At 67.0% G+C, this 23,035-nt stretch carries 22 protein-coding genes; 15 read left to right on the top strand and 7 right to left on the bottom strand.

All coding sequences use genetic code 11. The features are described 5' to 3' along the window. The first annotated feature begins 3 nt into the window (after nt 1-3). From ACWF5H_RS06030 to holA, 6 genes are all read left to right on the top strand, one after another. Nucleotides 4-951: a DegV family protein gene (locus ACWF5H_RS06030; protein WP_169303932.1), complete on the top strand. Its 948-nt coding sequence runs from the start codon at nt 4-6 to the stop codon at nt 949-951. Nucleotides 952-1,014: 63 nt separating this feature from the next. Beyond that, the gene (locus ACWF5H_RS06035; protein WP_452035576.1) at nt 1,015-1,971 is read left to right on the top strand and encodes a TIGR03885 family FMN-dependent LLM class oxidoreductase; all 957 of its coding nucleotides are present in this window, start codon (nt 1,015-1,017) and stop codon (nt 1,969-1,971) included. Nucleotides 1,972-2,014: 43 nt separating this feature from the next. Next, nucleotides 2,015-3,703 (top strand): alpha-amylase family protein, encoded by a 1,689-nt coding sequence (locus ACWF5H_RS06040; RefSeq protein ID WP_452035578.1) that lies wholly within the window; start codon nt 2,015-2,017, stop codon nt 3,701-3,703. A gap of 153 nt (nt 3,704-3,856) precedes the next feature. Then, nucleotides 3,857-4,714, top strand: a complete 858-nt coding sequence (locus tag ACWF5H_RS06045; RefSeq protein ID WP_452035579.1) for a helix-hairpin-helix domain-containing protein — start codon at nt 3,857-3,859, stop codon at nt 4,712-4,714. Next, a complete protein-coding gene (locus tag ACWF5H_RS06050; protein WP_452035581.1) occupies nt 4,711-7,551 on the top strand; it encodes a ComEC/Rec2 family competence protein in 2,841 nt (946 codons plus the stop codon). The genes ACWF5H_RS06045 and ACWF5H_RS06050 overlap by 4 nt, the downstream gene beginning before the upstream one ends. Before the next feature lie 68 nt (nt 7,552-7,619). Next, nucleotides 7,620-8,627 carry a DNA polymerase III subunit delta gene (gene holA / locus ACWF5H_RS06055; RefSeq protein WP_364647427.1) on the top strand — a complete coding sequence of 336 codons (1,008 nt, stop codon included), beginning with the start codon at nt 7,620-7,622 and terminating at the stop codon, nt 8,625-8,627. Between the two features lie 166 nt (nt 8,628-8,793). On the opposite strand, the gene ACWF5H_RS06060 is transcribed toward holA, so the two are convergent. The 3 genes from ACWF5H_RS06060 to ACWF5H_RS06070 form a co-directional block, all read right to left on the bottom strand. Next, nucleotides 8,794-8,967 (bottom strand): hypothetical protein, encoded by a 174-nt coding sequence (locus tag ACWF5H_RS06060; protein WP_452035582.1) that lies wholly within the window; start codon nt 8,965-8,967, stop codon nt 8,794-8,796. A gap of 422 nt (nt 8,968-9,389) precedes the next feature. Next, nucleotides 9,390-9,650: a 30S ribosomal protein S20 gene (rpsT, locus tag ACWF5H_RS06065; protein ID WP_364647434.1), complete on the bottom strand. Its 261-nt coding sequence runs from the start codon at nt 9,648-9,650 to the stop codon at nt 9,390-9,392. Nucleotides 9,651-9,843: 193 nt separating this feature from the next. Beyond that, nucleotides 9,844-10,461, bottom strand: a complete 618-nt coding sequence (locus ACWF5H_RS06070) for a type II toxin-antitoxin system PemK/MazF family toxin (protein ID WP_452035584.1) — start codon at nt 10,459-10,461, stop codon at nt 9,844-9,846. A 166-nt stretch (nt 10,462-10,627) separates the two neighbouring features. Between ACWF5H_RS06070 and lepA the strand changes: the two genes are divergently transcribed. Further along, nucleotides 10,628-12,481, top strand: a complete 1,854-nt coding sequence (lepA, locus tag ACWF5H_RS06075) for a translation elongation factor 4 (RefSeq protein ID WP_364647444.1) — start codon at nt 10,628-10,630, stop codon at nt 12,479-12,481. 42 nt (nt 12,482-12,523) lie between these two features. Beyond that, nucleotides 12,524-13,753, top strand: coding sequence for a radical SAM family heme chaperone HemW (gene hemW, locus ACWF5H_RS06080; protein WP_452035586.1), 1,230 nt, complete (start codon nt 12,524-12,526; stop codon nt 13,751-13,753). Between the two features lie 6 nt (nt 13,754-13,759). Here hemW and ACWF5H_RS06085 read toward each other — a convergent pair whose 3' ends face one another. Continuing rightward, nucleotides 13,760-14,329 (bottom strand): TetR/AcrR family transcriptional regulator, encoded by a 570-nt coding sequence (locus ACWF5H_RS06085; RefSeq protein WP_364647450.1) that lies wholly within the window; start codon nt 14,327-14,329, stop codon nt 13,760-13,762. Between the two features lie 67 nt (nt 14,330-14,396). Between ACWF5H_RS06085 and ACWF5H_RS06090 the strand changes: the two genes are divergently transcribed. Together ACWF5H_RS06090 and ACWF5H_RS06095 are read left to right on the top strand one after the other, a co-directional pair. After that, nucleotides 14,397-14,909 (top strand): DUF4188 domain-containing protein, encoded by a 513-nt coding sequence (locus ACWF5H_RS06090; RefSeq protein ID WP_452035588.1) that lies wholly within the window; start codon nt 14,397-14,399, stop codon nt 14,907-14,909. A 198-nt stretch (nt 14,910-15,107) separates the two neighbouring features. After that, nucleotides 15,108-15,485 carry a DUF1622 domain-containing protein gene (locus ACWF5H_RS06095; RefSeq protein WP_452035590.1) on the top strand — a complete coding sequence of 126 codons (378 nt, stop codon included), beginning with the start codon at nt 15,108-15,110 and terminating at the stop codon, nt 15,483-15,485. Between the two features lie 47 nt (nt 15,486-15,532). Here ACWF5H_RS06095 and ACWF5H_RS06100 read toward each other — a convergent pair whose 3' ends face one another. Beyond that, on the bottom strand, nt 15,533-15,955 hold the full coding sequence (locus ACWF5H_RS06100) for a DUF4870 domain-containing protein (protein ID WP_452035592.1): 423 nt from the start codon (nt 15,953-15,955) through the stop codon (nt 15,533-15,535). A 108-nt stretch (nt 15,956-16,063) separates the two neighbouring features. After that, nucleotides 16,064-16,906 (bottom strand): DUF3097 domain-containing protein, encoded by an 843-nt coding sequence (locus ACWF5H_RS06105; RefSeq protein ID WP_452035593.1) that lies wholly within the window; start codon nt 16,904-16,906, stop codon nt 16,064-16,066. Nucleotides 16,907-17,054: 148 nt separating this feature from the next. On the opposite strand from ACWF5H_RS06105, the gene hrcA reads away from it, so the two are divergent. The 3 genes from hrcA to ACWF5H_RS06120 all read left to right on the top strand — a co-directional run bounded on the left by hrcA (nt 17,055) and on the right by ACWF5H_RS06120 (nt 20,130). Continuing rightward, nucleotides 17,055-18,068, top strand: a complete 1,014-nt coding sequence (gene hrcA, locus ACWF5H_RS06110; RefSeq protein ID WP_364647464.1) for a heat-inducible transcriptional repressor HrcA — start codon at nt 17,055-17,057, stop codon at nt 18,066-18,068. Between the two features lie 74 nt (nt 18,069-18,142). Then, the gene (dnaJ, locus tag ACWF5H_RS06115) at nt 18,143-19,273 is read left to right on the top strand and encodes a molecular chaperone DnaJ (RefSeq protein ID WP_127512764.1); all 1,131 of its coding nucleotides are present in this window, start codon (nt 18,143-18,145) and stop codon (nt 19,271-19,273) included. A 2-nt stretch (nt 19,274-19,275) separates the two neighbouring features. Beyond that, nucleotides 19,276-20,130, top strand: coding sequence for a 16S rRNA (uracil(1498)-N(3))-methyltransferase (locus tag ACWF5H_RS06120; protein WP_364647470.1), 855 nt, complete (start codon nt 19,276-19,278; stop codon nt 20,128-20,130). A 52-nt stretch (nt 20,131-20,182) separates the two neighbouring features. On the opposite strand, the gene ACWF5H_RS06125 is transcribed toward ACWF5H_RS06120, so the two are convergent. Further along, nucleotides 20,183-21,091 carry a GerMN domain-containing protein gene (locus tag ACWF5H_RS06125; RefSeq protein ID WP_452035594.1) on the bottom strand — a complete coding sequence of 303 codons (909 nt, stop codon included), beginning with the start codon at nt 21,089-21,091 and terminating at the stop codon, nt 20,183-20,185. 393 nt (nt 21,092-21,484) lie between these two features. On the opposite strand from ACWF5H_RS06125, the gene ACWF5H_RS06130 reads away from it, so the two are divergent. Beyond that, complete coding sequence (locus tag ACWF5H_RS06130) at nt 21,485-22,561, top strand: PhoH family protein (RefSeq protein ID WP_364647895.1); 1,077 nt, start codon at nt 21,485-21,487, stop codon at nt 22,559-22,561. Continuing rightward, nucleotides 22,558-23,031 carry an rRNA maturation RNase YbeY gene (ybeY, locus tag ACWF5H_RS06135; protein ID WP_364647475.1) on the top strand — a complete coding sequence of 158 codons (474 nt, stop codon included), beginning with the start codon at nt 22,558-22,560 and terminating at the stop codon, nt 23,029-23,031. Before ACWF5H_RS06130 ends, ybeY begins: the two co-directional genes overlap by 4 nt. Nucleotides 23,032-23,035: the final 4 nt, after the last annotated feature.

The following is a 23,035-nucleotide window of genomic DNA, read 5'->3' on the forward strand; positions in this document are numbered from 1 at the left end:
CCCGTGAATTGGCTCGAGCAACTGCTGCAGCGGTCCAAACGGCTGCTGCAGCAGCCGCCTGCCCGGCCGGGCCAGCCGCCCCGGCACCGCGTCGCCGTCGTCACTGATTCGGCTGCGTCGCTGCCCGCCGACTGGGTCAACCAGCCGGACACCGCCGACTGGCTCCGGGTGGTGCCGATGCCCGTGATGATTTCCGGCCAGATCTACGGGGAAGGGGTCGACGACGTCGCTTCCGCCCTCGCGATCGGCCTCGCCGAGGGGCGAGACATCAAGACGTCGCGGCCGTCGCCGGGGCTCCTCGAGCGGACCTACCGCGAGCTCGAGGAGCTGGGCTTCGAGTCGATCGTCTCCATCCACCTCTCCGCCGAGCTCTCCGGCACCATCGAGGCTGCAGGCCTGGCTGCCGACGGCGTGGGCATCCCGGTGGAAGTGGTGGACACCCGGAGCGCCGCGCTGGGCCAAGGCTTCGCCGTGATCGACGCGGTGATCGCAGCGCAGAGCGGCTTCGACCGGCAAACCGTGGCAGAGCGCGCCCGGGCCGCCGCGGTCTGCTCGGACGTGTACTTCTACGTGCCCAGCCTGGACCAATTACGCCGCGGCGGCCGGATCTCCGCCGCCTCCGGCGTGCTGGGTTCGCTGCTGTCCATCAAGCCGCTGCTCGGCATCCGCGACGGCGCGATTGTCCCGCTGGAAAAGATCCGAACCGCCGCCCGTGCGCAGGCCCGGCTGCAGCAGCTGGTGGTGCGCCGGATCGAGGAACTGGACTACGAACCGCGGGTCTCGGTGCACTATTTCGGCAATGAATCCGAGAGCCGGGCCATCGCGGAAACCCTGCAGCAACACCTCAGCGACGACGTCCTGGTCACCCCGGTGCCGTCGGTTCTGGCTGCGCACACCGGACTGGGCGTCATCGCCGTGGTGGTCGGGCCGCCCGCCCCGCACCTGGCCTGAACGGGCTTTCCGCGCCTCCCCGATCCCTCGACAACCTGTGCAGGGCACGGTAAGGATGGAGGGGTGACTGTTATTGGATTCCATGCATCCCACGAACAGATCTCGCCCGCCCAGCTGCTGAAGGACGTGAAGCTGGCGGAGGAAGCGGGCTTCGATGCCGCCATGTGCTCGGACCACATTGAGCCGTGGTCCGCGCGCCAAGGCCATTCCGGCTTCGCCTGGTCCTGGCTCGGTGCAGCGCTGGCCACCACCACGTTGCGCTTCGGCGTCGTCACCGCTCCAGGCCAGCGCTACCATCCGGCGATCATCGCGCATGCCGCGGCCACCCTGGCCGTCATGTTTCCGGGGCGGTTCTGGATGGCGCCGGGCAGCGGCGAGAACTCCAACGAGCACATTACCGGCGATGCCTGGCCGTCCAAGGACGTGCGCCAGCAGCGGCTGGAGGAGTCCGTGGAGGTGATCCGCCGCCTGCACGACGGCGAGGAGGTCACCCACCGCGGACTGGTCACCGTGGAGCACGCCAGGATCTGGGAGGTGCCGCAGCCCAAGCCCGAACTGATTGCACCCGCGATCAGCGTGGAGACCGCCCGCCGCGCCGTACGCTGGGCGGACGGGCTGATTACGGTCAACCAGCCGCCGGAGCAGCTGAGGAAGGTCCTGGCCGGTTACCGGGACAATGGCGGGCGCGGGAAGGCCGCGCTGCAGGTGCACCTGTCCTGGGCGCCGTCGGAAGAGGCCGCCGTCAACATCGGCCTGGACCAGTGGCGCTCCAACACCTTTGCTCCTCATGTGGCCGCGGACCTGGCCACGGCCGGGCACTTTGACGCCGTGAGCGAGCACGTCGGCGAGGACCAGTTGCGCAAGGCAGTCAACGTCTCGGCCAGTACCGGCCGCCATGTGGAATGGCTGCAGGAATATCTGGACCTGGGCTTCGACGAACTGTACCTGCACTTCGTGGGCCAGGAGCAGCGGACTTTCATCGAGACGTTCGCCGGCGAGGTCCTGCCGAAGCTGCGCTGACGGACTGCCCCGGACCGTCCGGACGGAAAGCGAGGAGAGGCCAGTGAGGATTACCGATACCTCCGACCTGTGGTGGAAGACAGCCGTTGTCTACTGCCTGGATGTGGAGACGTATTTCGATTCCGACGGCGACGGCGTGGGTGACTTCGCCGGCCTGGCCCAGCGCGTGGACTATCTGGCCGAACTGGGCGTCACCTGCATCTGGCTGATGCCCTTCTATCCAACGCCCGAGCGAGACGACGGCTACGACATCACCGACTTCTACGGCGTGGACCGGCGGCTGGGGGACCACGGGGACCTGGTGGAATTCCTGCGCACCGCCCGGGACCGCGGCATGCGGGTCATCGCGGACCTGGTGGTCAACCACACCTCGGACCAGCATCCCTGGTTCCAATCCGCCCGCCAGTCCAAAGACAGTCCCTTCCGGGACTACTACGTGTGGCGGTCGGACCCGCCGCCGGACACCTCCAAGGAGGTGGTGTTCCCGGACCAGGAGCAGTCGATTTGGACCAAGGACACGTTGACCGGGGAGTGGTACCTGCACCGCTTCTACAAGCATCAGCCGGACCTGAACGTGACCAACCCGGAGGTGAGGAACCATATCGCCAAGGCCATGGGCTTCTGGCTGGAACTAGGCCTCGACGGTTTCCGCGTGGACGCGGTGCCCTTCTTTCTTGAAACCGTGGGGCAGGACGGGTCCGGGCTGCCGGACCCACACGAGGTCCTGCGCGATCTTCGTCGCTACTTGAGCCGCCGTCGCGGCGGCGGAATCCTGCTGGGAGAGGTCAACCTGCCGTATAAGGACCAGCTGACCTTCTTTGGCGGCAGCGACGGCGACGAACTGAACGTGATGTTTGACTTCATCGCCATGCAGAACATGTACCTGTCCCTCGCGCGGCAGGACGCGGGCCCGCTGGCCAAGGCGCTGAAGGGCAGGCCGGCCATCAATCCGGACAACCAGTGGGCAACGTTTGTGCGCAACCACGACGAGCTGACGCTGGACAAGCTCACCGACGAGGAGCGCCAAGAGGTCTTCGACGCCTTCGGGCCCGAGGAACAGATGCAGCTCTACGGCCGCGGACTCAAGCGCCGGCTGCCCCCAATGCTGGACGGGGATCCGCGCCAAATCCGGCTGGTGTACTCGCTCCTGTTTTCCCTGCCCGGCACCCCGGTGCTGTACTACGGCGAGGAAATCGGGATGGGGGAGAACCTGGAAGAGGAAGGCCGACTGGCCGTCCGCACTCCCATGCAATGGACTAACGGTCCGAACGCGGGCTTTTCCACGGCTGAGTCCGGACAACTGGTCTCGCCGGTGGTGGACGGGGGCTTCGGCCCGCAGTTCGTCAATGCGGCCCAGGCCAAACGGGATCCGGATTCGCTGTGGAACTTCATGGCCACGCTGATCAAGCGCTACCGCGAGTGCCCGGAGCTGGGCTGGGGACACTTCGAGATCCTCAAGCAGCCGGAGAAATCTGTGCTGGCCCACCGCTGCACCTGGGAGGAGTCCAGCATGGTCCTGCTGCACAACCTCTCGCCCGATCCGGTCACCGTAGAGCTGGACCTAGCCACGGAGGACCGGCCCGCGGAAGCGCTCCAGGAAGTGCTGCTGCTGGACCTGCTGGGCGATTCGGACGTGAAAATCGGCGAGGACGGCACGTGCACCCTGCCCCTCGAGGGGTTCGGCTACAAGTGGCTGCGCCTGCAGTGTCCCGAGGACCGGCGGCTGCCGTAGGCTGCCGCGAAGGACGACGGCGGCGTCCAGCCTCTTGGATTCTTCGAGCCTGTTGAACGTCTTTTCCTCCACAGCCAGCGCCGTCGGACGGTCCGTCCACTATCGCGTGAGGGGCGGATGAGGGTGTCCATGCCGCGGACCTAGTGTTGCCGCATGGGCCGACACCGCTGGCTTCCTGCAGCTGCCCGCGACGGCAGTGCGTCGCGGCTGGGGCGCACACCGCGCTTCCGCATCGCCCTCGGCGCTGCCTTCGTGGTGGCCGGATTGTGCCTGGGCTACGGGATCGTCTCGGTGGCGACCGCAGACCTGAACCGATCGGCCGCTCCGGTTTTGGACAGCATCCCGTTGAAGTCGGGCCCTGGGCCAGCCACCGGCGAAGCCGGCGGTGATGAACCCGCAGGTGCCGACGGTGATGGATCAGGGGAGTCTGTGGGCGGCGCCGGCAGCGGCACTAGTGTTGGCGGGACAGCCGGTGATGACGGGGCAGCCCCCGGTGCCGACGGCGGTGCGGCTAGCGGTGGCAACGGCGGGGCACGCATCATCGTCCACGTGGCGGGAGCAGTCGCCTCGCCAGGAATTGTCCGGCTGGTCGAGGGCTCCAGGGTGTTCGAGGCGATCGAAGCGGCAGGAGGTGCCAGGAAGGAGGCGCAGCTCGAGGCACTGAACCTTGCCGCACCTTTGACCGATGGGCAGCAGGTGTATGTGCCGACGCCCGACGAGGCCGGGCCATCGCCGGTGCCGGGTACCGGAAGCTCGGGCGGTGGCTCCGGCGGCGGCGCAGGCGGACCGGGGGCGGGCGGCGGCGCCGCAGACGTCGCCGGCAAGATCAACATCAACACGGCCACCGCCGAGGAACTGGCGGAGTTGCCGCGTGTGGGACCGGTGCTGGCCGGCCGGATCGTCGAGTTCCGGGAGCAGCACGGTCCCTACGGGCAAGCGTCCGACCTGGACGCGGTGCCGGGCATCGGGCCGGTCATGCTTGAGGCACTGGTGGAGCTGGTGACGGTGTGAGCGGCGCGCGATGGCAGCGGTACGCTGATGCTGCCCGCCGGCCGGTCGCTGCCGGGCCGGAGGACGGCGGTGTCCCAGGTGGAGCGGAGGCCGGCGATGTCCTTGGCAGCCGGGAGCGCGGCGCGGCCATGTACAGAGGGGGCGGCAGCCTGCCGGCGGGAGGTCAGCGCGGGGCATGGCGGCAGCTGCTGCTCAAGCACATCAAGCCGGAGCCGGCGGTGGCTTCGCAGGGAGAGACGCGGCGACTGGACCTCCGGCTCGGACTGGCCGCGGCGAGCTGTTGGGCAGCGGCGTTGGTGTTGCCGCAGGCTCCAATTGGCGTGGCACTGACGACGGCGGCCCTGCTGTTGGGCGGAGCCTGCGCCGCGTCGGCCCGCCTGCTGCTTCCGATGAGCCTCGTGTGTGCCAGATGCCTGAGCCTCAGGAGAATGCTGCCGAAGATCCGTCCGTCGCCTGCAGATGATCCATTGTCTCGGCGCCGCGATGCCCGTGCACTCCACCATCCGCACCGTCTACATGACGTCGAACTCGGATCAGGCCTCCGGCGCACGCGCCGGCTTAGGCGAGGCAGCGGCGGGACGGGAGCCACCGCCGTCGTGCTGGTGCTGTGCAGTTGCACCGGACTGCTGGCGCTGATGGTTGGCGTGCAGCAGTCGCAACGACTCGCCGGACCGATCGAAGAGGCCATCGTCGCCGAAGAGACCATCACCGCCCGCCTGGTGGCCTCAGGAGACGCGTCCCGGGTGAAGGTGCCGGGGCAATTCGGCAGCGGTCCGCGCTTCAACGTGAAGGCGACCATTGTCGAAGCCACGGCCGCAGGCACGCGCTTCGAAGCCGATACTCCCGTGCTGGTGCTGGGCGGTCCGGACTGGTCAGGCGTCCGCTACGGGGAGCGGCTCCGTGCCTCCGGGAAACTGGCCCGAGCTGACTCCGGTCAGGCCGTGGAAGCGCTGCTGATCGCGTCGACGGCTCCCGCGGATCGTTCCGCACCACCGTTGGACGTGTGGGTCTCCGGGCTTCGCGCGCAGTTCGTTAAGGCGCTGGAGCCGCTGCCGCCGGACGCCCGTGGGCTGCTGCCCGGCATGGTGCTTGGCGATAAGGAACACCAGGGCGACGACTTGGAAGACGCGATGCGGCGGACCGGGCTGACGCACCTGTTGACGGTGAGCGGCGCGAACGTGTCCTACGTTCTGGGGTTCGTTTACCTGCTCGCTTCTGCCGTGCGGCTGCCTCGATGGCTCAAAGCGGTTGTCGGGGTGGCAAGCCTCGCGGGATTCGTGCTGCTTGTTCGGCCGGAGCCCAGCGTCCTGCGTGCCGCGGTGATGGGCTCCATCGGAGTGGCCGCCGTGCTGAGCGGGCGGCGTCGGGCGTCGCTCTCCTTCCTGGCCTTGGCAGTGTTGGTGTTGCTGGTGATGGATCCGTGGCTGGCCGCCAACTACAGTTTCGTGCTCTCGGTGCTGGCAACATTGTCGCTGGTGCTGCTGGGCTCCGCCTGTTCGCGTTGGCTGCAGCCGTTCCTGCCGGTGCCGTTGGCCCACGCCGTGGCAATGCCGATGGCGGCGCAGGTATTTTGTGCCCCGGTGATCGTGCAGTTGCAGCCGGAACTGGCGCTGTACTCGATACCCGCGAATGTGGCGGCCGGGCCGGTGGTTCCCTTCATCACGATTGCCGGAATGGTCGGGACCGCCCTGCTGCCCCTGCTACCGGCCGTCGGTGGGTTGGTGCTGCACACGGCCGGGTCGATGACCCTGTGGGTGGCCGGCGTGGCGCGGTGGTTTTCGGAGCTACCGCTGGCGGCCGTGCCGTGGGCGGGCGGCCCGGTCGGGGCTGCCGGTGCCGCTGCTGCAGGTCTGGCGCTCCTCTGGGGTGTCCGCCGGGTGGCGGGCGGCAGGTCCGGAACGGATCGGCGCCCGGAGGATGGGCCGCCCGAGGCCGGGACTGGCCTCGGACGCTGCGGTTTCGCCGCACGCGGGCGGATTTTTCGGCTGGCCTGTTGGACAGCCGTACCGGCGCTGCTGGCGGGGGCGGCTGCCGGCCTGCTGGCCAGCATTCTGGGCCCGGGCGGACCGCCGCGGTCGTGGGACGTTGCCGCCTGCGATGTGGGCCAGGGCGACGGCTTGGTGGTCCGTACCGGCGAGCGAAGCGCCATCGTTGTGGACGCCGGGCCGGAAACGGACTTGATGGGCCGTTGCCTGGACGGACTGGGCGTGGAGCAGATCGACGTCCTGGTGCTCACGCACATGCATCTGGACCACTATGGCGGGATCGACGGCGTCTTGGCAGGGCGCCAAACGGAGCGCGTCCTGTACTCGAGTGCCAAGGAGGCATTGCCGGAGGTCGTTCGAGCCTCGCTCCAGGCCCATGGGCTGAAAGCCGAACGCGCTGCATCCGGTCAAACCGGTTCGTCCGGAGCGGCCGAGTGGACCGTGCATTGGCCGGTACATGAAAGCGCCGGCCTCTCCGAGAACGATTCCAGCCTCGTCGTCGAAATCAAGCTGCGAGTGGACACCGGGGGAGAGGTGCGGATGCTCCTGACCGGTGATCTTGAGCAGGAGCAACTGCCCAAGCTGACGCGGCGCCTGGGCCCGGATTTCACCGTGGACGTCCTAAAAATCAGCCATCACGGTGCCCGCAACGGTGGGACGGCACTCATTACCGGCCTACGGCCTGCCGCAGCCCTGATTTCCGTGGGTGCCGAGAACGACTACGGCCATCCGGCGGCGGAAATCCTGTCCGCGCTGCGGACCGCAGGCGTCCAGGTGTTGCGGACCGACCAGCTCGGGACGGTCCTGCTGGATGCCGACGGCGGGAAGCTCTCCGTGCTCACCGGCCGGTAGGCTGCCGACGGCTTTGGGTAAAAACCGCGGAACGTGAAACTCTTGACCTGAACAAGGAGGAACCTGACGTGAACCCGCCCCCCGGATCCCGCGCTTCGGCCGCCAAGAAGAGCGCCGCGACCGTCTCTTGGCGCGACGTCGAGCCTGCCCCCGTCGTACTCGTCAGCGGTCCGGAAGAGTACCTGGCCCACCGGGCCAAAGAACGTGTCCGCAACCTGCTGCGCGGCAAGCAGCCGGACCTCGAGTTGACCCAGCTGGATGCCTCCTCCTACACCACCGGCGAACTCACCATGCTCGCCAGCCCCAGCCTTTTCGGCGAAGCAAAACTCATCGAAGCCTTCTCGCTGGCCCAGATGAACGACGAGTTCCTCGCGGACGCGCTGGCCTATCTGGCGTCACCGGCCGACGAGGTCTGGCTGGTCCTGCACCACGGGGGTGGAACCCGCGGCAAGAAACTCCTGGATGCGGTCAAGGCCTCGGGTGCTCCGGTGGTTGACTGCCAGGCGATGAAAAAAGACGCTGACAAGCTGGACTTCGTCAGGCAGGAGTTCAAGGCAGCGCGGCGGGCCATCGAACCCGCCGCGGCGCAGGCGCTGGTGTCCGCGGTCGGCTCGTCGCTGCCGGATCTGGCCGCAGCCTGCTCCCAACTGATTTCCGACGCCGACAGCGCCGTCACCGAAGAGACCGTGGAAAAGTACTACGGCGGCCGGGTGGAGGCCACCGGTTTCAAGGTCGCTGACGCGGCCATTTCCGGCCGCGGTGCGGCGGCGCTGACGTCGCTCCGGCATGCGCTGGCCACAGGAGTCGATCCGGTGCCGATAGTTGCCGTCTTGGCCATGAAGCTGCGCCAGATTGCCAAGGTCAAGAGTGCCTCCGCCAACGCGCGCGACCTGGGTATGGCCCCCTGGCAATTCGACCAGGCCCGCAGGGACGCGCGGCTGTGGGAATCGGAGGCACTGGCCCGCTGCATCCAGGTGCTGGCCGAGACCGACGCGCAGGTCAAGGGCGAAGGCCGCGATCCGGAATACGCGGTGGAGCGGGCGGTCACGATGATCGCCACCAGCGCCCGGCGCTAGGGCGGCCCACGGCCCGCGGCCCACGGCCCGCGGCCGACGGCTCGCGTACCCGCCCGGTTCCGCTCGGACAGCACGAAATCCTCACGCTTCCCACCTCGAGGCGGCATCACGCTGGCATCACCCACGGCGGGGAACCTTCGGTCAAACCTCGTTGGCGGCTGTGGGGTCAGCTTCCATTCGGCGACTCTTCCGGGGTCATGTCCGGGGACTCTGCCGGTGCGGCCGGCTCCGCAATGACACGCGCTACGCATTCGAGACCCTTGGCATTGCTCGTGTGGATACTGGCGATTGCTACGTCGGTGGAATCGCCGGGCGCGACGGTGAAGGTCTCCTCCTTCATGCCGAGGACGTCTTGGCTCCCGGTTTGGATCACTGAGATGCGGACTGTGTACGTGTTGGTGGCGGTACCGACGTTCGTCAGGCGGGCCTTGCCCCGCCAGACCCCGTTCTCGTCCGGAGAACACAGGAACCCGCTCAACGCGCTGGGCGTCGTCGCTGTCGGGGATGCCGCCGGAGATGCAGTCTCCGTCGGGCTTGCCGAGCCACCGCCTCCCGACGGATTTGAGCAGCCTGCCAGCAAGATTGCACCTGTTGCCAATGCGGTGACGGTTGCGGTCCGTTTCATGTGGCCAGAATAGAGGCGGCCAACGGGGGAAAGATCACCCGATGGGGATGAAGAACAGGAAAAGGCCGGAGGCCGCCACCCTGAGCGGGGGACGGCCTCCGGCCTTCGATTGGTTCGGCCTGTCGGCCGGATGCGCTTTAGAGCGCGTTGACCTGCTTGGCCAGTGCCGACTTGTGGTTGGCGGCGTTGTTCTTGTGCAGCACACCCTTGCTGACGGCCTTGTCCAGCTTGCGGCTCGCGGTCACCAGAGCGGTGGCGGCGGCGTCCTGATCGGCGGACTGAACGGCACCGGTCACGGCGCGGATGGCGGTCTTGAGCTCGGACTTGACCGAGTTGTTGCGCTGGCGTGCCTTCTCGTTGGTGAGAATGCGCTTCTTCTGGGACTTGATATTGGCCACGAAATAACTCTCTGTTGTTGAGGAACTTTGGTCTTTGAGGGCATTCGGTCCGGTCATTGACTGAGCGGCGTGGGGCACCGTAATGGCAACCGGCCCGAGGTGCCCGTCGACCTGCGCGGACACACAGCTATAAATGTTAGCAGACCTGCGCTCCGGACGGGCGATTAGCGCTTCGGCGACACGCGGGCCGCCGTCACTTCCAGCCGCGGCGGCGCATGCTCTGGGCGACCTTCTCGAAGGTCGCCCGCGGCAGAACTGCCCCTTCGCGCCGCACAGCAGCAGGTTCAAGTTGGAGCACGCGGTCCAGCTTGATCTCGCTCGGACGTCCGTGGACGTCCCAAGGGCCGGAGCCAATGTCCACGTAGTCCTCGTCACGACTGCGGGCGTTGTTCCGGTCCCGGGAGGTCATCATCAGTGCCAGCAGGCGGCCGCGGTGGTTGCCGATCACCAAAACCGGGCGGTCCTTACCCTGCGAATAGTCTTCCTGGTACGGCACCCACGTCCAGACGATTTCACCCGGATCGGGGGAGCCGTCGGCTTCAGGAGAGTAGCTGATGGTCCCGGCGCCTAGATAGTCGCCGGCATACCGCAAGCCCGTGGCTGTGCCCGCCCCGCCGCCGCTGAAGCCGCCTCCTCGGGGCTGCGGCCGGTTGCCCGGCAGTGTTCCCTTCGGCCGCTTGGAAGCCGTGGTGCCGCGCGGCCGCGCCGAGCTGCCGGAACCGGATGCCGAGCTGCCGGAACCGGACAGGGCCCGGAAGGCGCGGACCGCGTTGTTAAGGAGCCGGTTGAGACCCCGTGGGGAAAATGCCATGACTCTAGGCTACTGAAGCGCTTGCCGGACCTCACTGCCTGCCCTTAGCGCCGTAAAGGTGCGCAGATACCTGACGGGCATGGGACAATTAGAGTTGAGCAAAATCTGCGTGCTGGTGGTACCGGCCGCATTGCCCGTCCGCTTGTCCGAGAGTAAGGAACCATCTGTGTCACCGATGGCCCGCACCGCACCGGTGCCCGCCGCCACCGATCCGGCGATCATCAGGAACTTCTGCATCATCGCCCACATCGACCACGGTAAATCCACTCTTGCCGACCGGATGCTCCAGCTCACCGGCGTAGTCCAGCCGCGCGATATGAAGGCCCAGTATCTGGACAGGATGGACATCGAACGCGAACGCGGCATCACCATCAAGTCCCAGGCCGTGCGCATGCCGTGGGAACTGGAGGGCACCAGCTACGCCCTGAACATGATCGACACGCCGGGCCACGTTGACTTCACCTATGAGGTGTCGCGGTCGCTGGCCGCCTGTGAAGGCGCAGTGCTGCTGGTGGATGCCGCGCAGGGTATTGAGGCCCAGACGTTGGCGAACCTCTACCTGGCGATGGAAAACGACCTGACCATCATCCCGGTGCTGAACAAGATCGACCTGCCGGCGGCACAGCCGGAGAAGTATGCGGCCGAGTTGGCCAACCTGATCGGCGGCGATCCCGAGGACGTGCTCAAGGTCTCGGGCAAGACCGGCGTCGGCGTCGAAGCGCTGCTGGACAAGATCGTGCGCGATCTGCCCGCGCCGGTGGGCGACCCCGAGGCACCTGCCCGCGCCATGATCTTCGACTCGGTGTACGACACCTACCGCGGCGTGGTCACCTATGTCCGCGTGGTCGACGGCAAGCTCTCGCCGCGTGAACGCATCCAGATGATGTCCACCAGGGCCAGCCACGAACTACTCGAAATTGGCGTCAGCTCGCCCGAGCCAACGCCGTCCAACGGTCTGGGCGTCGGCGAGGTCGGCTACCTGATCACCGGCGTGAAAGACGTCCGCCAGTCCAAGGTGGGCGACACGGTTACCAATCTGCTCAAGCCGGCGGCGGAATCCCTCGGCGGCTACGCAGACCCCAAGCCCATGGTCTTCTCCGGTCTCTACCCGATTGACGGCACGGACTATCCGGTACTGCGCGACGCGCTGGACAAGCTCAAGCTCAACGACGCGGCACTGATCTACGAACCGGAGACCTCCGCGGCCCTCGGGTTCGGATTCCGGGTCGGCTTCCTGGGCCTGCTGCATCTGGAAATCACCCGTGAGCGGCTCGAAGCCGAGTTCAACCTGGACCTGATCTCCACCGCCCCCAACGTGGTCTACGAGGTCACGCTGGAGGACAAGAAGACCCTGACGGTCACCAACCCGAGCGAATATCCGGACGGGAAGGTTTCCGAGGTCCGCGAGCCGATGGTCTCCGCCACCATCCTGGCGCCCAACGAGTTCGTCGGCACCATCATGGAGCTCTGCCAGGCCCGCCGCGGCGATATGAAGGGCATGGACTACCTCTCCGAGGACCGCGTGGAGCTGCGCTACCGGCTGCCGCTGGCCGAGATCGTCTTCGACTTCTTCGACAACCTGAAGTCGCGTACCCGGGGCTACGCCTCGCTGGACTGGAAAGCCGACGGCGAGCAGGTGGCCGACCTGGTCAAGGTGGACATCCTGCTGCAGGGCGAACAGGTGGACGCCTTCAGCGCCATCACACACCGGGACAAGGCCTACAGCTACGGCGTGATGATGACGTCCAAGCTGCGCGAGCTCATCCCGCGGCAGCAGTTCGAGGTGCCCATCCAGGCAGCCATCGGCTCCCGCATCATCGCCCGTGAAAACATCCGCGCCATCCGCAAGGATGTGCTTGCCAAGTGCTACGGCGGCGATATCTCCCGTAAGCGCAAACTGCTGGAGAAGCAGAAGGAAGGCAAAAAGCGGATGAAGATGGTCGGCCGCGTGGAGGTCCCGCAGGAGGCCTTCATCGCCGCGCTGTCGTCGGATGATTCCAAGGACAAGGCAAAGAAGTAGTTCTTACAGTGCTGAAAACAACGACGGCGGAGGCTCGCCTCAGTGCCTAGCGTCCTGCCCGTAGGGGACCCGGCACCGGCCGACGGTCTGCTGCCCGCACAGGCGGCAGACGGGGCTGCAAGCCGGGCCTTCTGCCTCTATGTGCACATTCCGTTCTGCCGGGTGCGCTGCGGCTACTGCGATTTCAACACCTACACGGCCAAGGAACTCGGTTCCGGGGCGTCGCAGGATGAGTACTCGGGCACCCTGAACACCGAACTGGATCTGGCGGCGCGCGTGCTGCGCGATTCCGACTTGCCCGACCGGCCGCTGGCCACTGTCTTCTTCGGCGGCGGTACGCCAACCCTGCTGCCGGCGACTGACCTGGCCGCCATGCTGAACCAGGCCGAAAGCTTGTGGGGGCTGGAGCCGGGCGCCGAGGTCACCACGGAAGCCAACCCGGACTCCGTCACGCCGGAATCGCTGAAGATCCTCGCCGACGCAGGTTTCACCCGGGTCTCCTTCGGCATGCAGTCGGCCGTGCCGCACGTGCTGAAGGTGCTGGACCGCACGCATGATCCGGAACGGGTGCCGCAGGCAGTGCAGTGGGCGCGAGAAGCCGGGCTCAAGGTCAGCTTGGACCTGATCTACGGCACACCGGGGGAGTCCATTGCGGATTGGGAGGCCAGCCTGGACTCCGCGATCGCCTGCACACCGGACCATATCTCCGCCTACGCGCTGATCGTCGAGGACGGGACCAAACTCGCAGCGCAGATCCGCCGCGGCGAGGTGCCCGGCATCGACGACGACGACCATGCCGCCAAGTATGAGATCGCCGACGCGCGGTTGGCAGCAGCGGGGTTCGGCTGGTACGAGGTCAGCAATTGGGCCCGCACACCGGACGACCGCTGCCGGCACAACCTGGCCTACTGGCGCGGCGATGACTGGTGGGGCGCCGGCCCCGGCGCCCACTCGCACATGGGTGGCGTGCGCTGGTGGAATGTGAAGCATCCGGCGGCCTATGCCCAGCGTCTGGCCACCGGAGTCTCGCCGGCGGCCGGGCGTGAAACGCTCGACGCCGGTACCCGGCAGTTGGAGCACGTGATGCTGCAGACCCGCATTATCGACGGGCTGCGCACCCAGGATCTGGGGCCGAACGGCAGGAAAGCCGTGGCAGGACTGATCGCCGATTCCCTCGTCGACCCGGCCGCGGCCTTCGCCGGAACCATTCGGCTGACGCTCAAAGGCCGGCTGCTGGCCGACGCCGTGGTCCGGCGGCTGCTCGAAGACTAAGTTTTCCTAGCGCCCCAGCGAGCGGCCGATCCGGACGAGGGCCGCATCATAGGCCGCAGCCCAGCTCCAGCCTGCCGCCGGTGCGCCGGCCAGTTCCAGTGACACCAGCCCATGGACTTGGCCCCAGACGACGCCGACCATCGAGGCGATCTCGTCATCCGATGCCGCGGGCAGCGCGGCGGCAACTGCGGCAAACAGCGGCGCGATCGACGGCTCGGCCGCTCCCGGTGTCGGCTGGCACGGTACCTGGCCGGCCAGCGACCCGCCGAACATGAGGCCGTAGAGGACCGGATGCTCCAGCGCCCACGTTCGGTAAGCCCGGCCCAGCGCTTCGAGGCCGGCGGACGCAGCCTGCTGCTGGGAGGCAGCAAAGGAGGCGAAACCGTCGTCGAGCACTGCGGTCAGCAGTGCCGCCTTGCCCCCGAAGAGCGAATACACCGCCGTTGTCGACGTTCCTGCCGCGGCGGCGATGCTTCGCAGCGACACGGCTGCGGCGCCGTCGCGGGCGATTTTGGCGGCCGCGGTGTCGAGCAGCGTGCGGCGCAGGGTCTCATCGTGGAGGAGGGGTCTTGCCATGCCATCAGTATTGCATAACACTGTTACGTAACACTGTTTTATAACGGCGTTACGAATGGAGAAACTGATGTCGCAACGAGTGCACGCAGGACGCTTCACCGCCGATCCCGGCAGCGGGCCGGTGACGGTTTTCCTGATCGGCATGCGCGCCAACCGATGGTGGAAGTTCGCGAAGGTGGCGCGGGTAGGGGTGGCCATGCCCAGAATGCTGGCGCACCTGGCCCAGACGCCCGAGGCCGGGTTGCTGGGGTACCAGCAGTGGTTCGGACGCACCACCATCATGGTCAGCTATTGGAAGAGCCCGGAACATCTACAGCGGTTCGCGGCCGACCGGTCGTCGCCGCACCTTGAGCCCTGGCGCCGGTTCATGCGCGAATCCGCCGGCAGCGGCGACGTCGGAGTGTGGCACGAGACCTATGAGACGGTGCCGGGTGGCAGGGAAAGTGTGTATAGCGACATGCCGGTCTTCGGGCTGGCGGCGGCCATCGGCCACGTGCCGGTGGCCGCCGGGCTGAACACCGCCCGCCAGCGCCTGCAGGCAGACGCGGTCGGGCGGGCGCGGTCCAGCGGTACATCCTGACCCGGGCGGCCGGGCTTTGTCCATTGCGCCCCTCGTGCCCTGGGCGGACAATGAGCCCCAGCGGTGAAGCAAAGCTGCCGAGGCGGTGCGCTGCGTAAGGAACCACCGGCAGCCCCCGTGACCTTGCGCGGGATTTCCGACGAACTGCCGCTGGAATAGGGCCGGTGCCGTGACGGACCGTGAAGGTCAGGGGATGCCATGGAGTTCGGGGAAGTCATAGAGGCAGTCGGCCGCCTCATGGACGCCGCGGGGGTGGCCGCCATCGTGGCCGGCGCCATAATGGCTGCGCTGATCGCCATTCCGCGGCTGGCGCGGAAACAGGCCGGAGTCTATGAGCAATTCCGTCGGTTTCTGGGGCGGTCGATCCTGCTCGGCTTGGAACTGTTGGTAGCCGCCGACATCATCCGCACCGTCGCCATCAGCCCGACGCTCGAAAGCGTGGCGGTGCTGGCCGCGATCGTGCTGATCCGAACGTTCCTCAGTTGGTCGCTGGAGCTGGAAATCACTGGTAAGTGGCCGTGGCAGGGCAGGGCTGCCCAGACGCCAGGCATGCCTGCCGTATCGAAGGAGGAATGAAGACGGGATGACCGGGAGCTGGACCGGCAGCCCGCGCGGCCTCAGGCTTAGCGGAACAGACGCAGGTTGTAGGCGTAGCGATACGGGAGGCCCCGGTTGCATTTGATGCCGGCGATCACGGAATAGACCGTGAGGAAAACCCAAATGGCCGCAGCGACGACGGCAAAGATGCCGCTGACCGCCGGGATGACGATCAGCAGGTTGGCCACAATGGCCACCACGGTCGGCGGGACCGTGAAGTTCAGCGCCTCTTTGGACTCCTGGGCGGTGAACGGTCCCCGGTCCTTGAAAATCAGGTAGATCACCAACGAGGGGAAGCAGCCCAGGATCCCGCCGAAATGCGCCATGGTTGCCCACTGCCGGTCCTCGGAAGGGGTCAACGGCAAGGCGGAAGCCGACGCGCTCTGGTACTGCGGGCGCGGCGCGGACTTGCGTTCCGGCTGCTGGTTGCGAGCAGAGTTCTCGGACACTGGACCTACCTTCGGAAAATCTGCTGATGGCTCACTGCTGTTCCTAGCCTAGCGGTTCCACCCTGCGGCCCGGTGCAGACCGGGGCCGCAGCGGGCGCTGAAACTGGCTCAGACGGTGAGGAAATCGATGACTTCCTCCACCCGGCCCAGCAGGCTGGGCTCCAGGTCCGCATAGCTGTTCACGCTGCCCAGCAGCCGCTTCCAGCCGTCCGCCACGTCGATCTGGGTCCGGTGCGGCCAGCCCAGGCCGGCGAGGATGCCGGTCTTCCAGTCGGTGCCGCGCGGGACCACCGGCCACTTCGCCCGCCCGATCACCGACGGCTTGATGGCCTGCCAGACGTCAACGTAGGGGTGGCCCACAATCAGCACGTTGCCGGCGGCCGCCGGGACGGCCATGGCGGCCTCGGCGATCCGCCACTCCTTGGAATTCGGCACCAAGTGGTCCACCAGGATGCCCAACCTGCGCTGGGGACCGGGGGAAAATTCGGCCACGGCCGCGGCCAGGTCGTCCACGCCGTGCAGGGGTTCGACGACGATGCCCTCCACCCGCAGGTCGTCGCCCCAGACCTTTTCCACCAGTTCGGCATCGTGCTTGCCTTCTACCCAGATCCGGCTGGCGCGCGCCACCCTGGCGCGCTGGCCTTCCACCTTCACCGAGCCGGAGGCCGTCCGCTGGCGGACCGGAGCCTTGGAAACAGACGCGGGCTGCACCACGTTCACCGGTTCGCCTTCAAACAGGAAGCCAAAGCCCAGCGGGAAGGAGCGCACCTTGCCCCGGCGGTCCTCCAGCGAGACCAAGTGCACGCCGCCGGATTTCTCCACCCGGACTACGGCGCCCACCCAACCGCTCTGTGCGTCCTCCAGCACCTGTCCGGGATCGGCGGCGACTTCGCGCAGTGTCCGGGCCTTGGGCGCGGTGAGATCCTGGGGGCCCCAGCCGTAGCTGCTCATATGCTTCAAGTCCTTACACAGGTAGTACGTCTACGGCACCGCCGCGAAGACAATGCTAACAACGGGGGCAACGTATTAGACTTAGCACTTGGACGTGTTGAGTGCTAACAACTCGTCATCAGGTTGAGCCGAAGACAGGAGGAGTGCAGTGAGCGAGGTCCGGAGGCTGGAAGTGCTCCGCGCCATTGTCGAGGACTATGTGCATTCACGCGAGCCGGTGGGCTCCAAAGCACTGGTCGACCGGCACAGCCTGGGCGTGTCGTCGGCCACGATCCGCAACGACATGGCGGCGCTGGAGGAAGACGGGCTGATCGTTGCCCCGCACACCAGTGCCGGCCGGATTCCCACGGACAAGGGCTACCGGCTGTTTGTGGACCGGATCTCTGACGTCAAGCCGCTCTCTGCCCCCGAGCGCCGGGCCATCCAGAAACTGCTGGACGGCGCCGACGACCTGGACGACGTGATGGAACGGACGGTGCGGCTGCTGTCCCAGCTCACCAACCAGGTTGCGGTGATCCAATACCCGCAGTTGGGTGCTGCCAAGGTGCGGCACATCGAGTTCGTCTTGCTGGCTCCCCGTCGCGTGCTGGTGGTGCTGATCGCCGACAACGGCAAGGTGGACCAGCATGTTGCCGTGCTGCCGATGGACGTGGCGGAAGACGCGCTGGCCACTCTGCGCACGGCCTTCCTCGCCGCTTTGTCCGGGAAACCGCTGGCCGGAGTGCCGCACCGGCTGAAGGCTTCGCCGGTGCCGGCAGAGCCCGCACATGCGGGGATCGTCGACGAACTGTCCGCGTCGCTTGCCCAGCTGGCCGCGGCCTCCAGCGAGGAGAGGATCCTGATGGCCGGAACGGCCAACCTGGCCCGCTCCACGGTGGACTTCCCCTTGAGCATCGGCCCCATCCTCGAGGCACTCGAAGAACAGGTGGTCCTGCTGCAGTTGCTCTCCGAAATGCACCAGGATGCCCACGGCATGTCGGTGAGCATCGGCCGGGAGAATCCGTACGGCTCATTGGCGGAAACCTCGGTGGTCGCCACCGGTTATGGTCCCGGCGCCACGGCCAAGGTCGGCATTCTCGGCCCCACCCGGATGGACTATCCCACCACGATGGCGGCAGTGCGCGCCGTCGCACGCTATTTGTCACGGATCCTCGCCGGCTAGCCCCACTGCCGCGCAAGGTCCGCACCGGCCGTCGTCGCCGGTGAACCAATCTCCAGGAAGTGAAGTATTACAAGGTGAGCAACCACTACGACGCCCTCGGCGTCAGCCAGGACGCCTCGACCGAGGAAATCAAGAAGGCCTACCGCAAGCTGGCCCGCAAGCTGCACCCGGATGTCAACCCGGGCCCGGAGGCAGCCGAGCAGTTCAAACAGGTCAGCCACGCCTATGAGGTGCTCTCCGACCCGCAGAAACGGCGCGTCTACGACACCACGGGCAACGAAAACGGCAACGACACCGGGTTCGGCGGCGGTTTCTCCGGTTCCGGCTTCGCCTTCCAGGACATCTTCGAGAGCTTCTTCGGCGGTGCCGGAGCTGGCGGCGGTCCGGCGTCGCGCACCCGCCGCGGCCAGGACGCCCTGATCAACGTGCGGATCGACCTCAAGGACGCGGTCTTTGGGGTGAACAAGAAGATCGAGGTGGACACCGCCGTGGTCTGCCCCACCTGCGATGGCAGCTGCTGCCGCCCCGGCACCAGCCCGCGCACCTGCGACATCTGCGGCGGCTCCGGCCAAGTCCAGCGCGCCGTACGTTCCATCTTGGGCCAGGTCATGACCACTGCCGCCTGCGGCAGCTGCCAGGGCTTCGGCACGATCATTCCCGACCCCTGCAACGAGTGCAACGGCGAGGGACGCATCCGCAGCCGCCGTTCGCTGACCATCAAGCTCCCGGCTGGCGTGGGAACCGGAACGCGCATCCAGCTGGCCGGACAGGGCGAGGCAGGCCCGGCGGGCGGCCCGCAGGGCGACCTCTACGTGGAGATCCGCGTCAACCCGGACAAGAACTTCATCCGCGAGGGAGACGACCTGCACGTCAGCCTGGCGGTGCCGATGACCGCTGCCGCGCTGGGCACGGACGTCACGTTGGACACCTTCGACGGCGAACGCGAATTGAGCATCAAGCCCGGCACGCAGGCGGGGGAGACCCTCACACTGCGCGGCCTGGGCGTGACGCATCTGCGCGGCTACGGTCGCGGGGACCTACAGGTGCATGTGCATGTTGAGACACCGAGCAAACTGGACTCGGAGCAGGAAGACCTGCTTCGCCGGCTGGCGCAGGCCCGCGGCGAGGAATACACCGAGGGCAAGCTGGCGTCCTCCGGCACCGGTGTCTTCGCCCGGCTGCGCGACCGGCTCGGTAACCTCTAGGCGTGACCAGCCACCTGTTCTTCACTGCCCCGGGCGAGCTCGACGCGGTGGCCCCAGGCGATAGCTTCACGCTGACCGGGGACGAGGCGCGGCATGCCGTCACGGTCAAGCGGATTGAGCCCGGCGAACTCGTCGACCTGGCCGACGGCCGGGGCCGCCGGCTGATCGGCGAGACCGTGTCCGGCGGGTCCGGCGAACTGACGGTCCGCGCGCTGCAGATTCTGCAGGAGCCGGAACCGGACCCGGAGCTGGTGCTGGTGCAGGCACTGGCCAAGGGCAACCGCGACGAACTGGCGATCGAGGCGGCCACCGAGCTTGGCGTCGACGCCGTGGTCCCGTGGCAGGCCGAACGTAGCATCGTGCGATGGAAAGCCGACAAGGCGGCCAAGGGCACGGCAAAGTGGCAGATGGCGGTCCGGGCGGCCGCCAAGCAGTCGCGGCGGGCGCGCGTACCGGAGGTTGGACCGCTGGTGGAACGCGCTGGGCTCTGTGCCCTGATCCGCTCCAGCCGGTTGTCGCTGCTGCTGCACGAAGACGCTGAGGGCAGCGTGGCAGACGCCGTGCAGCGCGCCGGCTTGGGCGCCAACCGCGCGGAGGCGCGGGGAAACAACGACGGCGGTCCCTCGCCCGACGGCGGCGCCTCCCACACGGGCGGTGCTTCCCGCGGCGGCGATGGCAGTGCCGCCCGGGTGCTGATGATCGTTGGTCCCGAAGGCGGAATGAGCCAAGCGGAAATGGACGCCATGCTGGATGCCGGAGCGGTGGCGGTGCGGCTGGGGCCCCACGTCCTGCGTTCCTCAACGGCAGGACCGGCCGCCCTGACCTTGCTCAGCGAGCTGTTGGGCCGCTGGCGCTAGGCCAACACGTTGGCCGGGCACGGTCTAGGTGATCGACGGCCTACGCGGCGGACTACTTGACCGTGAAGACCTTGCTGTCCGGATTCTGCCGTTCTTCGGTCCGCCCGCTCACGTCCTCATGGAAGACGTAGAGCTTGTAGGTGCCCGGGTCCAGCTTCTGGTTGAACCTGAACTCGCCGATTTCTTCGGCCGGTGCGTCAACGGAGACCGTCCCGGACTTGACCAGCTTGCCGTCGGCGGCGTCTTCAGAAGCGTCCACCATCCGGTAGATCTGCCAGCGCAGCTGCGATTCGAAGGCGACGCCGCGGCCGAACACCTCCACCCGCCCCTCGGACGAGGCACCCTGGGCCGGATCGATGATCCAGACCGGGGCCGCCAGGCTGCTGTCCCGGGCCATCGGTTCGCCCAGCGGCACATGGCCGAAGGCTTCGTAGCCGTGGTGGCCATCCACCAGGATCACCACTTCGAGCGGGTTGTCGGAGCTGCTGAGCCCTGCGTTCGCGGCGGCCGCGGTGGCCGTATAGACCAACTGCTGCACGGCGCGTTCGGCGATGCCCGCATCCACGCGGCGGTCGAAGGCATCGGATGAGATGTCCAGGGTGATGACCGAGCCGTTGGTAATGGAAGCGCCCACCTTGCTGGCCGGGCTGAGCGGATTGAAGTAGTCCGGATCCAGAGGCTGCAGCCGGGTCAAGGCGGACACCGCCGTCGTAATCGGGTCTCCGAGGTTCTCCGCCTGGCGGTATTCGCGGTACAGGAAGACATTGTCTGCGTTGGTGCCCAGCCAATAGAGGGGGGAGAGCTCGGAAGAGCGCAGGGTCTCCACCGGTGCGCTGGACACCAGCGGACTGCTGGCCACGGTTGGGGCAGTGGGGACGGGCATGGAGGTCTGCCCGCCGGTGGCACTGCCTTGCGGTGTGCAGCCGAGCAACACCAGCGAGGATGCGGTAACCAGCGCCAACCACGCGCCGAAGCGGCGTGTCGGGACCGAGCCCGAAGGCTGCCGGAGCTGGTTGCTGGTAATGCCGGGGTCCCTTCTGACGGTCCGGAAATGACGGGGTAAAAGCGGGGCAGGAACCGGTGGCTGACGGCTTTCCCGCCCCACTAGCTTGGCATATGGGAGGGGGGCTGATGGGTGCTTTAACCAGCCCTCAACCGGACTGATGCACGATTGATGCAGTATCGATATCTTGCCGTTTTCGCCCCCGTAGAGGACTGCTCGGTGCCCCGTGCCGTAGCATGGACCTTGTACCGTCAGGGCCGGGATACTTCCGGCTCACCGTCAGCAGCAGCGCTGGCAGCACCGCAAGCAACGCCCACCGAAGGAGCGATGAAAGGCCACATCGGCCGGACTATGTCCCAATCACGCCTGGATGTCGATCCGCTGGGATCAAGCAGCCGTTCCGTCCATTTCGATTCGCCGGAACACATGGTCAGGGCGCTCGGTGCCCACGACGAGGTGCTGCAGGTTATTGAGGCCGAGTTCAGCGATGTGAACCTGCATGTCCGCGGTAACGAGCTGTCCATTTCCGGTCCCGCCGACGCGGTCCAACTCACGCTGAACTTGGTCGAGGAGATCCGCGCGCTGGCCGCCAAGGACACCCGGATCACGCCGCAGGTGGTCGCCCAGCTGCTGCGCATGCTTGGTGAACAGACCGCGCAGCGGCCGGCCGAAGTGCTGACGCTGAACATCCTCTCCTCGCGCGGCCGCAATATCAGGCCCAAGACGCTCAACCAGAAGAACTACGTTGAGGCCATCGACAACCACACGGTGGTTTTCGGTATTGGCCCGGCCGGCACGGGCAAGACCTACCTGGCGATGGCCAAGGCGGTCCAGGCCCTGCAGCACAAAGAAGTCAACCGAATCATCCTGACCCGTCCCGCCGTGGAGGCAGGGGAGCGGCTGGGCTTCCTCCCGGGCACGCTCAGCGACAAGATCGATCCGTATCTGCGCCCGCTCTACGACGCCCTGCACGACATGATGGACCCGGAGTCGATTCCGCGCCTGATGGCCGCCGGCACCATCGAGGTGGCCCCGCTGGCCTACATGCGCGGCCGCACCCTCAACGACGCCTTCATCATTCTGGACGAGGCGCAGAACACCACACCGGAACAGATGAAGATGTTCCTCACCCGGCTGGGCTTCGGGTCCAAGATGGTGGTGACCGGCGACGTCACGCAGATCGACCTGCCCGGCGGCACCAGCTCCGGCCTGAAGATCGTCAGCGAGATCCTGGTTGGCGTCGAGGACGTCAGCTTCTCCCAGCTCGATGCCTCGGACGTGGTCCGGCACCGGCTGGTCAGCGACATAGTGACGGCGTACAGCCGCTGGGACGAGAACCGTCGCAGCGCGGGTGGCCGCCCGCCGCACCGCGCACCGGCCGCCCGGCGGAAAATTGAAGCGGAGGCCGGCCCGGAGGGTGGAGCATGAGCATCGAGGTCAATAACGAATCAACGGTCCCGGCCGACGAAGAAGAGCTGGTCCGGCTGGCCCGGTTCGTACTGGATTCGCTCTACGTGCACCCCGAAGCCGAACTGTCCATCATCATGGTGGACACCGAGGCGATGGAACGGCTGCACATCGAATGGATGGACGAACCGGGCGCCACCGATGTGCTGTCCTTCCCGATGGATGAGCTGCGTCCCGGCACCGCCATGAAGCCCGGTGCCGCCGGGGTGCTCGGCGACATAGTGATCTGTCCGCAGGTAGCGCAGGAACAGGCGCAGAAGGCCGGCCACGGGCTGCTGGACGAAATGCTGCTGCTGACCACGCACGGCATCCTGCATTTGCTCGGCTTCGACCACGCGGAGCCGGCCGAAAAGGAAGAAATGTTCGGCCTCCAGCGCCAGCTGCTTTCCTCCTTCACGGGCAAGGCTGCCCCCACCGAAACCACGCTGTAGAGAC

Source organism: Arthrobacter sp. NPDC055138 (assembly GCF_053607305.1).

What these genes read in the sequence shown, in the direction of transcription:
- ACWF5H_RS06130 (WP_364647895.1), top strand. Translation starts at nt 21,485, where the DNA reads ATGTCCCAATCACGCCTGGATGTCGATCCGCTGGGATCAAGCAGCCGT.
- ybeY (WP_364647475.1), top strand. Translation starts at nt 22,558, where the DNA reads ATGAGCATCGAGGTCAATAACGAATCAACGGTCCCGGCCGACGAAGAA.
- ACWF5H_RS06085 (WP_364647450.1), bottom strand. Translation starts at nt 14,329, where the DNA reads ATGGCAAGACCCCTCCTCCACGATGAGACCCTGCGCCGCACGCTGCTC.
- ACWF5H_RS06095 (WP_452035590.1), top strand. Translation starts at nt 15,108, where the DNA reads ATGGAGTTCGGGGAAGTCATAGAGGCAGTCGGCCGCCTCATGGACGCC.
- ACWF5H_RS06045 (WP_452035579.1), top strand. Translation starts at nt 3,857, where the DNA reads ATGGGCCGACACCGCTGGCTTCCTGCAGCTGCCCGCGACGGCAGTGCG.
- ACWF5H_RS06090 (WP_452035588.1), top strand. Translation starts at nt 14,397, where the DNA reads ATGTCGCAACGAGTGCACGCAGGACGCTTCACCGCCGATCCCGGCAGC.
- ACWF5H_RS06070 (WP_452035584.1), bottom strand. Translation starts at nt 10,461, where the DNA reads ATGGCATTTTCCCCACGGGGTCTCAACCGGCTCCTTAACAACGCGGTC.
- ACWF5H_RS06105 (WP_452035593.1), bottom strand. Translation starts at nt 16,906, where the DNA reads ATGAGCAGCTACGGCTGGGGCCCCCAGGATCTCACCGCGCCCAAGGCC.
- ACWF5H_RS06060 (WP_452035582.1), bottom strand. Translation starts at nt 8,967, where the DNA reads ATGAAGGAGGAGACCTTCACCGTCGCGCCCGGCGATTCCACCGACGTA.